Source organism: Rhizobium aethiopicum, from assembly GCF_014197535.1.
GTDB lineage: Bacteria > Pseudomonadota > Alphaproteobacteria > Rhizobiales > Rhizobiaceae > Rhizobium > Rhizobium aethiopicum_A.
The window spans coordinates 126,339-140,431 of record NZ_JACIFV010000009.1; the positions used below are offsets into that span (position 1 = coordinate 126,339).

Below are 14,093 nucleotides of genomic sequence, written 5' to 3' on the forward strand. Positions count from 1 at the left end.
CGGGGACAAGGGGACAAGGACAAGCTGATGGTGGCAAAGAAGAGTGGCAAGACGCTGAATTTGACAGCGGTGCTCGATCTCAACGAGGCTTCCGCCTTGCGTGAAAAACTCATCTCTCTAAGGGGCAGCGGTCTTTCGATCGACGCATCGGGCGTCGAGCGGATCGGGGCTCTTTGCGCTCAGGTCCTGATGTCCGCCGAGAAGACCTGGGAGCAGGACAAGCAGCCGTTCACCTTCTCCAAGGTGTCCGACGCATTTCACAAAACCATGCAGCTGGTTGGCGTCAATATTGACCACCTGCTTGCCAAGGAGATTCGGCAATGAAGAAAAAAGTGCTTACCGTGGATGATTCCCGCACCATCCGAAACATGCTGCTCGTGACGCTGAACAATGCCGGTTTCGAGACGATCCAGGCGGAAGACGGCGTCGAGGGACTCGAGGTTCTCGAAGAATCCAATCCTGACGTGATCGTGACCGACATCAATATGCCGCGCCTCGACGGCTTCGGCTTCATCGAAGGTGTGCGCCGCAATGAGAAGTATCGGGCGATCCCGATCCTGGTCCTGACGACCGAAAGCGACGCGGAAAAGAAGAACCGCGCCCGCCAGGCCGGCGCCACGGGATGGATCGTCAAGCCTTTCGACCCGGCCAAGCTGATCGATGCAATTGAGCGCGTAACCGCTTAAACCCAGGATTTGCTCCTATGGATATGAACGAAATCAAAGAGATCTTTTTCCAGGAGTGCGAGGAACAGCTTGCCGAGCTGGAATCCGGTCTTCTGAAAATGAACGATGGCGATCGCGATCCGGAAACCGTCAATGCGGTATTCCGTGCCGTGCATTCGATCAAGGGGGGCGCCGGCGCCTTCGGCCTTGATGATCTCGTTGCCTTCGCCCATGTTTTCGAGACCACTCTCGATTGCGTTCGCTCCAACAAGCTTGAGCCGACCCAGGACGTCCTGAAGGTGATGCTGAAGTCGGCCGACGTGCTCGCCGACCTGACCAATGCTGCACGCGACGGCGGCAGTGTCGATGAAAGCCGCAGCCGCGGCCTCGTCAAGGAGCTCGAGGCGCTGGCCAATGGTGAGCTGCCGTCTCCTTCGGCCGAAGCGCCTGCGCCCAAGGCCGCCGCAAAGGTGGCTCCGGCCGCTCCGGCGTCGACCCCCAAGCCGACCGACGACAGCGGCTTCCAGCCGATCCCCTTTTCCTTCGACGATTTCGGTGATGAGGACGGCGCAGAGACCGGCCTGCCGGCCTACGAGATCACCTTCAAGCCGCGCCACGAACTCTATTCGAAGGGTAATGACGCCACCCTGCTGCTGCGCGACCTTTCGCGCCTCGGTGAAATGACGATCTATTGCAATACGGATGAGCTGCCGGGTCTCGAGGAGCTCGATCCGGAGGCTGCCTATTTCTTCTGGAACGTCACGCTCAGGACCGACAAGGGCGAGGATGCCATTCGCTCCGTCTTCGAATTCGCCGAGTGGGATTGCGAACTGACGGTGAAGCCGGTCGAGGAGACCGGTGGCGACGTTTCGAGCAACGAGGAACTGCCGATGGTGCCGGTTCCCTTCGACCTGTCGATCCTGGACGAAACCGGCGCAACGGAAGGCGTTTCCGCTGCACGGTCCGAAGACACGGCCGCTGCCGTTGCCGCCGCCGAAACTGCTTCCAACGTCACGCAGATGGCGGCCGCCGCCTCCCGCGTCGAGAAGAAGGAATCGGCTGCAGCCGCCGCCGCCAATGCCGCCGCCCAGAACAATGCTGCCGGAGCCGGCCAGACGATCCGCGTCGATCTCGATCGCGTCGACCGCCTCATCAACCTCGTCGGCGAATTGGTCATCAACCAGGCGATGCTGTCGCAGAGCGTCATCGAGAACGACACGACCGGCACCTCATCGATCAACATGGGTCTCGAGGAGCTTCAGCAGCTCACGCGCGAGATCCAGGACTCGGTCATGGCGATCCGCGCGCAGCCGGTCAAGCCGGTCTTCCAGCGCATGTCGCGTATCGTCCGCGAAATCGCCGATATGACCGGCAAATCGATCCGCCTCATTACCGAAGGTGAAAATACCGAAGTCGACAAGACGGTTATCGATAAGCTAGCCGAGCCGCTGACCCACATGATCCGTAATGCCGTCGACCACGGCATCGAAACCCCGGAAAAGCGCGCAGCCGCCGGTAAGAACACCGAAGGCACGGTTCGCCTCACCGCCAAGCACCGGTCGGGCCGCATCCTGATCGAGCTTGCCGACGACGGCGCCGGCATCAACCGTGAGAAGGTCCGCCAGAAAGCGATCGACAACGATCTAATCCCGGCCGATGCCAACCTGTCGGATGAGGAAATCGATAACCTGATCTTCCTTCCGGGCTTCTCGACGGCCGACAAGATCTCCGACATATCGGGCCGCGGCGTCGGCATGGACGTCGTCAAGCGCTCGATCCAGGCGCTCGGCGGCCGCATCAACATCACCTCCAAGCCGGGCCACGGCTCAGTCTTCACCATGAGCCTGCCGCTGACGCTCGCCGTTCTCGACGGCATGGTGGTCACCGTCGCCGGCCAGACGCTGGTCGTGCCGCTGACCGCGATCGTCGAAACCCTGCAGCCGGAAGCTGCCGCGATCCACTCCTTCGGCGCGAACCACCGGCTGATCTCGATCCGCAACTCGTTCTGCCCGCTGGTCGATGTCGGCCGCATCCTGAACTTCCGCGCGACCCAGGCCAACCCTGTCGAAGGTGTGGCGCTCCTGGTGGAATCCGAAGGCGGCGGCCAGCGCGCCCTGATGGTCGATGCCATCCAGGGTCAGCGCCAGGTGGTCATCAAGAGCCTGGAAGCCAACTACACCCATGTGCCCGGCATCGCTGCCGCCACCATCCTCGGCGACGGCCGCGTGGCTCTCATCCTCGATGTCGACGCGGTGGTCGGCGCCTCGCGCGGCCACTCGCTCAAAGCGGAAATGTCGTTAGCAGCGGTAGGGTAAGGAATGTCGTACGCTGTAAAAAGTCTGAACCAGGGGGATCGCGAGTTGATCGCGTTCCGCATCGGAGATCAGGAATTCTGCGTGAACATCATGTCGGTTCGCGAAATCCGGGGCTGGACCCCCGCGACCGCGATGCCGCACTCGCCTGCCTATATGCTGGGGGTCATCAACCTGCGCGGCGCGGTGCTGCCGATCATCGATCTTGCCGCTCGACTCAGCATGAAGCCCGCCGATCCCACAGCCCGTCATGTCATCATCGTCGCCCAGGTCCGCCGCAAGGTCGTCGGCCTCCTGGTCGACGCCGTCTCCGACATTCTGACCGTCACCGACGAGATCATTCAGCCGACGCCCGAAATCTCTTCCGACCTCGAGCGCCAATTTGCCCGAGGCATTCTCGCCATCGACAAGCGCATGATCTGCCTGATCGAACTTGAAGCCCTCTTTTCCGAGACCGAAAGCGAAGCCGCATGAGTGCAATGGGTGCAAAAGATCAGAGGCAGGGAGCCGATGAGGTGCTGGCGAGCGGAGAATATCCGCTGACGCGCCGCGACCTTACGGAAATTGCAGCCATGATCTACTCGGATGCCGGCATCTTCTTGAACGAGACGAAGGCCTCGCTCGTCTATTCGCGTCTGTCCAAGCATATCCGCAATCTTGGTCTGTCGGGTTTCCGCGAATATTGCGAACTCGTCGCCTCACCGGCCGGTGCCGCGGCGCGCCGCGAAATGCTCTCGCATCTGACGACCAATTTCACCCGCTTCTTCCGCGAAAACCATCATTTCGAGCATCTGCGCGACCATGTTCTGCCGGAGCTTTTGCAGCGGGCGAGATCGGGCGGCAGGGTGCGCATCTGGTCGGCCGCTTCCTCCGACGGGCAGGAACCCTATTCGATCGCGCTGACCGTGCTGTCGCTGATGCCGAATGTCGCCGATTACGACTTCAAGATCCTGGCGACCGACATCGACCCGAAAATCCTCGCCATCGCCCGGGCCGGCGCTTACGACGAGAGCGCGCTCGAAACCGTCTCGCCCGCCATGCGCAAGCAATGGTTCAGCGAAGTCGAGGTGCAGGGCCGGCGCAAGTTCCAGGTCGACGACCGCGTCAAGCGGCTGATCACCTACAACGAGCTGAATCTGATGGCGCAATGGCCGTTCAAGGGCAAGTTCGACGTCATCTTCTGCCGCAACGTCGTCATCTATTTCGACGAGCCGACGCAGATGAAGATCTGGCAGCGTTTCGCCGGCCTCCTGCCGGAAGGCGGCCATCTCTATATCGGCCATTCCGAGCGCGTCTCCGGTGAGGCGAAGCACGTCTTCGACAATATCGGCATCACGACCTATCGCTACACGACCAAGGGTCTCGGGAGGAAGGCATGAGCGCTCCGGCAAGAGTTCTCGTTGTTGACGACTCGCCGACCATGCGGGGTCTGATTACCGCAGTACTGAGCTCCGACCCGGAAGTCAGCGTCATCGGCCAGGCCGGCGACGCACTGGAAGCGCGCGAGGCGATCAAGCGGCTGAATCCCGACGTCGTGACGCTCGATATCGAGATGCCGAATATGAACGGCCTCGATTTTCTCGAAAAGATCATGACGCTGCGGCCGATGCCGGTGATCATGGTCTCGACGATGACACATCGCGGCGCCGAAGCGACGCTCGCGGCGCTGGAGATCGGCGCCTTCGATTGCGTCGGCAAGCCGGGTCCCGGCGAACCCCGGCCGTTCGGCGATCTCGCCGAGAAGGTCAAGGCGGCCGCGCGCACGCAGCGTCAGTTCTCCCAACCGGCCGCCGCCGTCGCGCCCCCGCCCTCCGTCGCCGATTTCCGCGTCGGCCGCAAGATCGTCGCGATCGGTTCGTCGACCGGCGGCGTCGAGGCGCTGATCGCCGTATTACAGAAATTCCCGGCAAATTGCCCGCCGACCGTCATCACTCAGCATATGCCGCCGACCTTCACCAAGAGTTTCGCCGAACGGCTGAACCGTCTCTGCGCGCCGGTGGTGCAGGAAGCGACCGATGGCGCCCGTCTCGAGATCGGCAAGATCTACCTGGCGCCGGGCGGCGAACGTCATCTCCAGGTCAGCGGCGGCTCCGCGCCGTGCTGCCGTCTCGTCGACCGGGCGCCCGTCAACGGTCACCGCCCGTCTGTGGACGTGCTCTTTGATTCGGTCGCGGAACTCGCAGGCCGCAACGCCGTCGGCGTGATTCTGACCGGGATGGGCCGCGATGGCGCCGCCGGATTGTTGAAAATGCGCCACGCGGGCGCCAGAACGCTCGGCCAGAACGAAAAAACCTGCGTCGTTTACGGAATGCCAAGGGTTGCTCACGAACTTGGCGCCGTCGAGCAGCAGCTGCCACTGACTGCCATCGGTGAAGAAATATTGAAATTGACAGCCGCCCGAAAGGAAGGGACCGAATAAATGTCGATCGCGGAGAAAATCAAAGTTCTGATCGTCGATGATCAGGTAACGAGCCGGTTGCTGCTCAGCGACGCGCTGACCCAGCTCGGTTTCAAGCAGATCACATCCGCAGGCGACGGCGAGCAGGGCATGAAGATCATGACCGAGCAGCCGCACCACCTGGTGATCTCCGATTTCAACATGCCGAAGATGGATGGCATCGGCTTCCTTCAGGCCGTGCGCACCAACCCGAACACCAAGAAGGCGGCCTTTATCATCCTCACCGCCCAGGGCGATCGCGCGCTGGTGCAGAAGGCGGCTCAGCTCGGCGCCAACAACGTGCTCGCCAAGCCGTTTACGATCGAGAAGATGAAAGCGGCCATTGAAGCCGTGTTTGGAGCTTTGAAATGATCACTGAGGGGGCAGCCCGCCGCGTGCACATCATTCAAGGCGAGTACAAGGTTCTGAGCGATCCGAATGCGGTCCTCTCGACCATTCTCGGCTCGTGCGTGGCTGCGTGCCTCAGAGATCCCGTCGCCGGTGTTGGCGGCATGAACCATTTTCTACTACCCGGTTCGGCGACGTCGCCGACATCAGGCGGCGATGCCACACGCTACGGTGTGCATCTGATGGAACTGCTGATCAACGGTCTCCTGAAGCAGGGCGCCCGGCGCGACCGGCTGGAGGCAAAGATCTTCGGCGGCGCAAAGACGATCTCGACTTTTTCCAACGTCGGCGAGCAGAATGCGACCTTCGCCATGCAGTTCCTGAGGGATGAAGGCATTCCGGTGGTCGGCTCCTCCACAGGCGGAGAGCATGGGCGCAAGCTCGAATATTGGCCGGTCTCCGGTCGGGCCCGGCAATACCCTTTGACCGGCGCCGAAACGCAGAGAACCGTAGCTCTCGAGCAGCGTCCCGCCGCTCCGCAGAAGCCCGCCGAAACCAGCATCGAATTTTTTTGATGGCGAGGATTTTGATATGACATTTACTCCGGTGATGGAGCCGCCCGCGCCTGTCGAAGCGCTGAGCGACATCCTGATGCGCATCGTTTCGGAACTCCACGATGTCGCTTACCTGATCGAGCGCATCGAGCCGCAGCTCCTCGACCTCGGTGGCGCTGAAATTCTGAATTCGCCGGACGCCATGAAGGTCATGCAGGGCATCGATCTGGCCGTGCAGAAGTCACGCGGTCTTGCCGAATTCATCGACACCATCACCGGCGAAATCCCGCTCGGCTGGACGGTCGACGTCGCGACCGCGCTCAGCCTCGTCAAGCTGGCGGAGATGCAGAAGGCGCTGGGCGGCTCCACCCGCCACGGTCATTCGCAGCCGCTGAGCAAGGCCGCCGGCGACTTCGACTTCTTCTGAAGCACGCGGCTTTTCAACGCCGCTTTTCGCGCCCCAGGTCCTTTTCACGCACGTCGTTCTCGCAAAATCGCTGCGCGACATGCTTCGGCCTTCGCTGTCGCGCGCTCCTCACGAAACGCTCGCACAAGTTTCGCCGATTATTCGTCGGATGAGGCAATAAGCCTGCTTTGTCTTTGACGGATCGTGCGAGAACAGAATGAATCTGTTAAATCAATTAGTTCAGATTTTTAAGAACTTTGGCGCCCTGGGCCGGACACGCCTGATGATTCTGGGAGGCGTCGGCGCCGTTTCCATCGCAATCATCCTTGCGGCTGCCCTTTTCGTCAACAAACCGGCCCAAGAAACGCTCTATGTCGGTCTCGACGCTCCCGATCTCAACCAGATCAGCATGGCGCTTGCCGAAGCCAACATCAATTTCCAGGTCGGCACGGACGGCGCCAGCATCACAGTTCCGGCTGGCATGACCGGCAAGGCCCGCCTGATGCTTGCCGAGCGCGGCCTGCCGAACAGCGCCAATGCCGGCTATGAACTCTTCGACAATGTCGGTTCCCTCGGCCTGACCTCCTTCATGCAGGAGGTGACGCGGGTTCGAGCGCTGGAAGGCGAAATCGCACGCACCATCCAGTCGATCTCGGGCATAACGGCCGCGCGCGTCCATATCGTCATGCCCGAGGTCGGAAACTTCCGGAAGGCGGAGCAGAAACCGACCGCCTCCGTGATGATTCGCGCCAGCGCCGCCACCGGGCGCGGCGCCGCGACCTCGATCCGTCACCTCGTCGCCTCGGCCGTGCCGGGGCTTGATGTCGATGACGTCACGATTCTTGATTCAGCCGGCCAGCTTCTCGCGTCCGGCGACGAAGCGAGCAACAGCTCGCTGAACCGCTCGCTCAACATCGTCCAGAATGTTCAGCAGGAAGTCGAATCCAACATCGACAAGGCGCTGGCGCCTTTCCTTGGCATGGATAACTTCCGCTCCAGCGTCACCGCCGACCTCAACACCGATGCTCAACAGATCCAGGAGACGGTTTACGATCCCGAATCCAAGGTCGAACGTTCGGTTCGTTCGACGAAGGAAGCTCAGCAGTCGCAGCAGAGGCAGTCCGACAACGCGACGACGGTCGAACAGAACATTCCCCAGGCGGCTCCTGATGCCGGCGGCTCCGGCGGCCCGGAATCACAGGACAAGTCGGATAAGCGCGAAGAGCAGACAAACTACGAAATCAACAGCAAGACGACGGCGACGACCCGCAACAGCTATCAGGTCGAGAAGCTTTCGATCGCCGTCGTGGTCAACAAGGGCCGCATCGCCAAGATGGTCGGCGAGCCCGCCGACCAGGCCAAGATCGACGCCTATCTCGCCGAAATGCAGAAGATCGTCGCATCGGCGGCCGGCATCGACGCCAAGCGCGGCGACGTCGTCACCGTCACGGCGATGGACTTCCTCGAGAACCAGCTGCTGGAAGACGCCACCGGCGGTGTCCGCGTCATGGATATGCTGAGCCGCAACCTTGCCGGCATCATCAACTCGCTCGCCTTCGTCGCGGTCGCCTTCGTGGTGGTCTGGATGGGTCTGCGGCCGCTGGTACGCAGCGTCAGCGGCAACGGCGCGGTTCTCGGCGACGCCACGCCGGAAGCGGCCGGTCTCGAACTTCCGGACTTCGCACCGGCGGCCGGCGCCCCTGGAGGCGCTCTCATGGACGGCTTCGGCTCCGATTTCGGCTTCGACAGCACCGAGGATCTGCTCAGCCTCGGCGACGACGACGGCAACTTCAACCGCCGCGTCAGGGAGGGCCCGGAACGCAAGCTTGCCCGCATGGTGGAAATCAACGAGGAGCGCGCCGCCAAAATCCTTAGAAAATGGGCGATCGACGACGCAGCATAAGAAAGAGGCCGGGCAACCGGCCTTTTTTCATGTCGGTACAGGCTTTTCACTGCCGGAGCAGGATTGTTATCGGTCTCCGCAGGAGAGCCGACTGCTCATTCCCCGATTTGTATTCGGCTCCGGCTGTCGAATGGGAATAGATCCGGCCGCGTGAAGAATTTGGATAAAATTGTTGAAGATCACTCGCGTAAAACGCGAATGAAGTTGCGGTACAGCCAGAATCATCTTAGCCTTCCGAGTATTCTGAGGGGCGCAAGTCGTCCTCGAATCACGGCATGAGCGGCAGCGAAAGTAAATCCCTAGAAGTCGGAGATGGTACTTTACATCGGCTGGCTTACCCTTAGGTGATTCGAAATGGGATTCGAGCGGGACTGAATTGAATCCTTTGCAGAAAAAGTGCAGTTGCACCCGAGTGTGATCGCTTCTCAGCCGCAGGACGTTGCCGATGGATATGAACATAGCTCTGGCGAGCAAAGGCGAGAGGCAGATGATGAGTTTCGCGAGCGCAGTGGCGCCGGCTCTGTTGCCGCGCGACGAACTGATCCAGCGCCTGCACGGGGTCGCCAACACTGGCAGGTTGCAGTCCGGCCTGCGTGCACTGACGGAATATGTCGGTGCCTCGCATTATCTTCTGGCGCGTTGTGATCTCATCCAGGAAAGCGGCCTGGATTTCATCGTTTCCTCCGACTGGCCCTTCGATCTGGTCAAGGAGGTCGCCAACGATCTCGTCAGCACCTATGCCCGCTCGACCGAGCTGGAAAAATGCATGCAGGTCTTCCAGCCGAATTTCGCGCTTCTGCCCGAAGGCGCCGATGTGCCGGAGGGTGCCAGCCGCCAGTATTGCTCACTGACCTTCAATGTCGGCCGCTCGCGGCTCGCCTTGATGTTCCTGTTCGGCGAAGGCTTCATCCTGTCGCCGGAGCGCCTGCGGGATGTGGGACTGCTTGCCGGCTACGTCGCAAGCTTCCTTCGCTGCGGGGGCGCAAAGGTCGACCGCGATTTCGAACTGACCGACCGCGAGCTGGAATGCCTGTTCTGGATCGCCGAGGGCAAGACCAGCGATGAGATCGCGATGATTCTCGGAATATCCCGCAATACCATCAACAATTACATCACCAGCGTGATGCGCAAGACGGCGACCAAGACCCGGTCGGAGGCCATTGCCTTCGCGGTCCGCAACAATCTCGTATAGGGGAATCCATGGCACATCCATCAAGCAGGGTGATGAACGGCGCCGATCCGCTGCGCATGGTGCGGGTGAACAGGATTTCCAGCCGTTCGGATCTTTATCCGCGACTGATCGCGATGCAGAAGCTCGCCGACGCTCAAGGCTTCGCGATCTACCGTGTCAGCGGCTCGGGACTGCCGGCAAAGCAGCGCCTTGTCTGTGAGCTCGAGAACTGGGGACCTTCGAATAGCGGTTTTGCCAAAGCTTTCACGGATGCCTATGGCAATATTCTTCTCGACCATATCGAAAAGTCGCTGCTGCCGCTTTCATGGGCCGGCGCACACGACCGGGCGGCCCCCGGTCCGGCGGATTTCTCGCCCTTCATGACGCGCCTGAAGGATGGAATTCTGCCTTTCTCCGGCCTTGCTTTCCCGGTGCGGCTCGGCACCCTCGGCAACGGCTTCATCCTTTTCACCGGCGATGATATCGATCCTTCAAGCGATACGATCGTCGAGCTGCACGGCCGCTGCTGCCACGTGATGATGGATCTGCTCTCGCTCGACGAACGCCGCTCGGCCGCTGCCGAAGCGCTGAGCGAACGGGAAATCGCCTGTCTCCAGCTCGCCGGCGATGGCCGCATCAGCGAAGAGATCGCCGAAAAACTCGGCCTGTCCGTGCACACGGTCAATGCCTATCTCGGCTCGGCGACCATCAAGCTCGATTCCGTCAACCGCATCCAGGCGATCGCCAAGGCGATCCGGCTCGGATACATTAGCTAGAGCGCCTGCCACCTTCTTGTAAGACGGCGAAATTGCCCTGAGGCAAATCAGCTGGCGAGCGCGTGCGGCGGTTTCACGCTGTAGCGGGATTGCCGAAGGCTCTTTTCCAGAAAGGCAGTGTTCTCGTCGGGATCGGAGGAGGGGTCCTCGAAGGCGATGTGGTTGATTTCGATGCCGGCATGATTGTCGGCAAGGGTGAGCTGGGCATAGACGGTGACCCCGCGCGGCTTGATTTCCAGGTCGAGAACGACTTCCGGCTTGCCGCCCCATTCCAGCGTATAGTTTCCGCCCAGGCCGAAATTGACCGTGCCCGGATGAAAGAAAAGCTCCGCCGCCGAAGCGACGAGATCGGAAAGATTGCCGTAATACTCGAAGCGCAGCAGTGAGATAAGGTCAGAGGCATCCAGAAGGCGCAGTTCGGTGGCGACCGGGCTGATCGCGTCTGCGAGGATTTTTTCACGCTGGGCAGAGTGAGGGCATTTTTTCATTCGGCTTATCTTACCCGTTTGTTCTTGGCGTCTGCGGCGTAGACCCTGTGTATGAGCTCCGCAACGGCCTTATAGAAGACTGACGGTATGACACTATCGACCGAGACTTGCGCAAACATGGAGCGCGCAAGCGGCGGGTCCTCGAACACCGGAATGCCGTTCTGCTCGGCGATCTCCCTGATTTTGAGTGCGATCAGGTCCTGGCCCTTGGCCAGAACCACCGGCGCGTCGTTCTCTTCACGCGCATAGCGCAGCGCCACGGCGTAGTGCGTCGGGTTGGCGATGACAAGCGTGGCGCGGTGCACGTTGGCGATCATGCGCCGGCGAGCGCGGTCGCGCATCAGCGAGCGCTGCCGGCTTTTGACGAAGGGGTCGCCCTGCGCCTGCTTGTTTTCTTCCTTCACCTCGTGGCGCGTCATCTTGAGTTCGGTGAACCAGTGATGGCGCGTCCAGAAAAGATCGGCGATCGCCACGATCGCGGTGGCGATCAGCATGACGATGATGATCTTGCGCATCGCCGTCATCATCCGCACGAGGATTGTCTGCGGATCGGAGAACATGGCGTCGATCGAGCCGAAATATTCGCTCCTGAGCACGAAGAACAGGACGACCCCGACGACGACGACCTTGAACAGCGACTTTCCGAACTCGACGAGGCCGGGCAGGCTGAAGAGCCGTGACCAGCCCTTCACCGGAGAGATGCGAGAGGCCTGCGGCCTGATGCGTTCGAGCACAGGCGTCGGCAGGTTCTGGAATATCGAGGAGGCGATGCCGAAGACCATGAACAGGATGAAGGCGGGTGCCAGCAGCGCCGCGCTCGCCCAGCCGAGTCGGACGAAGAGCGCCAGAATGTCCGGTCCCGTCTCGATTTTCCACTGGTCGGGCTGCTCGAAAATGTCGCGCAGCGTTTCGCCCATGCGGCCGACGCTATCGGGAAGGAAGAACACCAGATAGATGAAAGTGGCGAGGATGGTCGCGAAGATCGACAGCTCACGCGAAAACGGCACATTGCCTTTTTCCGCGGCGTCCGTTTGCTTTTTCGCGGTCGGGGCTTCTGTTTTGCTGTCCTTGTCATCATCTGCCAAGTCGCGGCCCTCCGTCAAAAAACAGGCCGCAGCTCATGCATGCCACCCCGAACCGGGCAGCGATTTTGGGATGACGAGATGCGTCAAAACAAAAACCTATGGCGCGCCGCAGAAACCCAGTGTTCTGCGACACGCCATAGAGCGCGGCCTATCGATGAAGGGTAATCGCCTGTGGCGCGGCGATCAACAGCGGCCTGTTTGCCGGCCGGATTTGTCAACAGTCTCAGAAGGTCAGGCGGCGGCCGAAGCTTCGCCTTCTTTCTCCTTGAGCTCGATCTGGCCTGAGTTGGCCAGGCGAATCGCTTCCTGCGCCACAGCGCGCCGCGCAATCGCGATCTCACGCGGATTGACGCCGCCCATGCCGCTCTGCAGATCCGATTCGATCATGCGGCGCTGGCGCGGACTGATGGCGGACAGAACCGATTCGCGGATCTCGGCCGGCGAGCCGCGCAACGAGACGGTGAGCACGTCGGTCGAAATGTCGTTGAGCAGCAGGACGCGGCTGCGCTGCGGCATATACATGAGGTCCTCGAAGAGGAAGATCTTCGGCCGAACCTTGTTGACCGATTCGCGGCTGATCGATTCGAGCGAGGTGAGCAGCGTATCGACCTGCGGCTTGTCGAGCTCGTTCATAAGATCGGCGACCTTCGTCGAGCCGGCAGCGTTGCGCTCTGCCTCGATTTCGGCAAGCAGCGTCATCACTTGGTTCTCGATGATCTGCGCCGCCTTCGGGCTGACGGCCTTCATGTTGACCGTTCGATTCATGATGTCGGCGCGGCGGTTGTCGGGAAGCTGCAGCAGCACCTTGGCGCCGAAGGAGGAGGGCATCATCGAAAGGATATAGGCGACGGTCTGCGGATGTTCGCGCAGTAGGAACTGTGCGACGAATGCCGGCTCGGCTTCGCTGAGGCGATCCCAAATCGAGGTCTCGTAGGCCTGGAAGGCCGTACGGCGGCCGAGCAGGCTGTCCACCTCGTCGGGGGTCAGGCCTTCTTCCAGAATAGCCTCGATCGCTTTAGCATTGTCCATCAGTCCGGCGCCCTCGGTGAAGAGGTCCTCGAACTCGGAGACGAGGGACAGGAGCTCGTCCGGCGGAATGGCGCGCAGCGACTGGGCAGATGCGATAATGGTCTGCAGCTCGGCCTGGGTGAAATATTTCAACAGCCGGCCGGCGACACCCTTTCCCATGGCGAGAAGGACCGCCGCCGCCTTTTCAGCCTGGGTCAACGGTTTCCCGGCTAGCGCGCCGCCGAAATCGTCAAAGTCCATCATGGTCTAACCTCTCCGTCCCCACAGGGATCAGGCTTTTTTCGTACTCAAAACTTCTATCAGCTTCACGCCGAACCGGGTGTCGTCGTTATCAAGAACCGTAATCTCGCCGCGTGCAATCCTGCGGCCGTTCACCATGATCTCCACGGGTTCGCCGATTCTCTTGTCGAGAGCGATCGTCGCTCCTTCATTGAGGTTCATCAGGCTGGAGACCTGCATGCGGCTGGTGCCGAGCATGATCTGGACATCGATCGGAATGTCCATGATCAGCTCGAAGTTCGAGGTCAGCGCGCTGCCGAGCGGCGCCGATGACGCCTCGAACGAAGAGCTGCCGCCGAAATCCATGCCTGCGGCCGGGCTGGCATTGCCGGCGCCGAAATCGCCGCCGAAATCATCGCCGCCGAAAGGGGAATCCGAAATCTCGCCACCGAAGGCGGCCAGATCCGTTCCTGCCGCGAAGCCATCATTCTCCAGCTCGCCGCCAAACTGCGACAGGTCGCTATCGGCATCTTTCTTCAGCACGCCGCGCAGATCGTCGATCGCCTGGTCGAGATCGGCTTCGCTGCCCGGCATATCCAGGGAGAGGTCACTGTTCTGCTGTGTTTTCTTCGTTGCCATGAAATCACTATTCCAGTTGAAACTTGCCTCAAACTGCCTTTGCGGCCCAGAAGCCAGAGAA

At 61.0% G+C, this 14,093-nt stretch carries 16 protein-coding genes; 12 read left to right on the forward strand and 4 right to left on the reverse strand.

The genetic code is table 11. The features are described from left to right. Window positions 1-27: 27 nt before the first annotated feature. The 12 genes from GGD53_RS15020 (at window position 28) to visR (ending at window position 10,572) form a co-directional block, all read left to right on the forward strand. Window positions 28-324 carry an STAS domain-containing protein gene (locus tag GGD53_RS15020; protein WP_064809596.1) on the forward strand — a complete coding sequence of 99 codons (297 nt, stop codon included), beginning with the start codon at window positions 28-30 and terminating at the stop codon, window positions 322-324. Beyond that, the gene (gene cheY1, locus GGD53_RS15025; RefSeq protein ID WP_003570362.1) at window positions 321-686 is read left to right on the forward strand and encodes a chemotaxis response regulator CheY1; all 366 of its coding nucleotides are present in this window, start codon (window positions 321-323) and stop codon (window positions 684-686) included. Before GGD53_RS15020 ends, cheY1 begins: the two co-directional genes overlap by 4 nt. Window positions 687-703: 17 nt before the next feature. Then, entirely contained in the window at window positions 704-2,980 is a 2,277-nt protein-coding gene (locus tag GGD53_RS15030) for a chemotaxis protein CheA (RefSeq protein WP_184457249.1), read from the forward strand. Between the two features lie 3 nt (window positions 2,981-2,983). Beyond that, on the forward strand, window positions 2,984-3,451 hold the full coding sequence (locus GGD53_RS15035) for a chemotaxis protein CheW (protein WP_184457251.1): 468 nt from the start codon (window positions 2,984-2,986) through the stop codon (window positions 3,449-3,451). Further along, window positions 3,448-4,356, forward strand: coding sequence for a protein-glutamate O-methyltransferase CheR (cheR, locus tag GGD53_RS15040; RefSeq protein ID WP_020920377.1), 909 nt, complete (start codon window positions 3,448-3,450; stop codon window positions 4,354-4,356). Before GGD53_RS15035 ends, cheR begins: the two co-directional genes overlap by 4 nt. Continuing rightward, window positions 4,353-5,396, forward strand: a complete 1,044-nt coding sequence (cheB, locus tag GGD53_RS15045; protein WP_085776940.1) for a protein-glutamate O-methylesterase CheB — start codon at window positions 4,353-4,355, stop codon at window positions 5,394-5,396. The genes cheR and cheB overlap by 4 nt, the downstream gene beginning before the upstream one ends. Then, a complete protein-coding gene (locus GGD53_RS15050) occupies window positions 5,397-5,786 on the forward strand; it encodes a response regulator (protein WP_004672258.1) in 390 nt (129 codons plus the stop codon). It begins immediately after the preceding gene. After that, a complete protein-coding gene (gene cheD / locus GGD53_RS15055) occupies window positions 5,783-6,337 on the forward strand; it encodes a chemoreceptor glutamine deamidase CheD (protein WP_184457253.1) in 555 nt (184 codons plus the stop codon). Before GGD53_RS15050 ends, cheD begins: the two co-directional genes overlap by 4 nt. Window positions 6,338-6,353: 16 nt before the next feature. Then, window positions 6,354-6,743: a chemotaxis protein CheT gene (cheT, locus tag GGD53_RS15060; protein WP_088395213.1), complete on the forward strand. Its 390-nt coding sequence runs from the start codon at window positions 6,354-6,356 to the stop codon at window positions 6,741-6,743. Between the two features lie 196 nt (window positions 6,744-6,939). Continuing rightward, window positions 6,940-8,625, forward strand: a complete 1,686-nt coding sequence (fliF, locus tag GGD53_RS15065) for a flagellar basal-body MS-ring/collar protein FliF (protein ID WP_184457255.1) — start codon at window positions 6,940-6,942, stop codon at window positions 8,623-8,625. 445 nt (window positions 8,626-9,070) lie between these two features. Continuing rightward, window positions 9,071-9,817 (forward strand): transcriptional regulator VisN, encoded by a 747-nt coding sequence (gene visN, locus GGD53_RS15070; RefSeq protein ID WP_184457257.1) that lies wholly within the window; start codon window positions 9,071-9,073, stop codon window positions 9,815-9,817. A gap of 8 nt (window positions 9,818-9,825) precedes the next feature. Continuing rightward, window positions 9,826-10,572 (forward strand): transcriptional regulator VisR, encoded by a 747-nt coding sequence (gene visR / locus GGD53_RS15075; RefSeq protein WP_184457259.1) that lies wholly within the window; start codon window positions 9,826-9,828, stop codon window positions 10,570-10,572. 47 nt (window positions 10,573-10,619) lie between these two features. Here visR and GGD53_RS15080 read toward each other — a convergent pair whose 3' ends face one another. From GGD53_RS15080 to fliN, 4 genes are all read right to left on the reverse strand, one after another. Continuing rightward, the gene (locus GGD53_RS15080) at window positions 10,620-11,060 is read right to left on the reverse strand and encodes a hypothetical protein (RefSeq protein WP_184457261.1); all 441 of its coding nucleotides are present in this window, start codon (window positions 11,058-11,060) and stop codon (window positions 10,620-10,622) included. A gap of 5 nt (window positions 11,061-11,065) precedes the next feature. Then, on the reverse strand, window positions 11,066-12,145 hold the full coding sequence (gene flhB / locus GGD53_RS15085; protein ID WP_064800670.1) for a flagellar biosynthesis protein FlhB: 1,080 nt from the start codon (window positions 12,143-12,145) through the stop codon (window positions 11,066-11,068). Between the two features lie 231 nt (window positions 12,146-12,376). Further along, window positions 12,377-13,417: a flagellar motor switch protein FliG gene (fliG, locus tag GGD53_RS15090; RefSeq protein ID WP_064800671.1), complete on the reverse strand. Its 1,041-nt coding sequence runs from the start codon at window positions 13,415-13,417 to the stop codon at window positions 12,377-12,379. Between the two features lie 27 nt (window positions 13,418-13,444). Beyond that, window positions 13,445-14,032, reverse strand: a complete 588-nt coding sequence (fliN, locus tag GGD53_RS15095; protein WP_085858082.1) for a flagellar motor switch protein FliN — start codon at window positions 14,030-14,032, stop codon at window positions 13,445-13,447. Window positions 14,033-14,093: the final 61 nt, after the last annotated feature.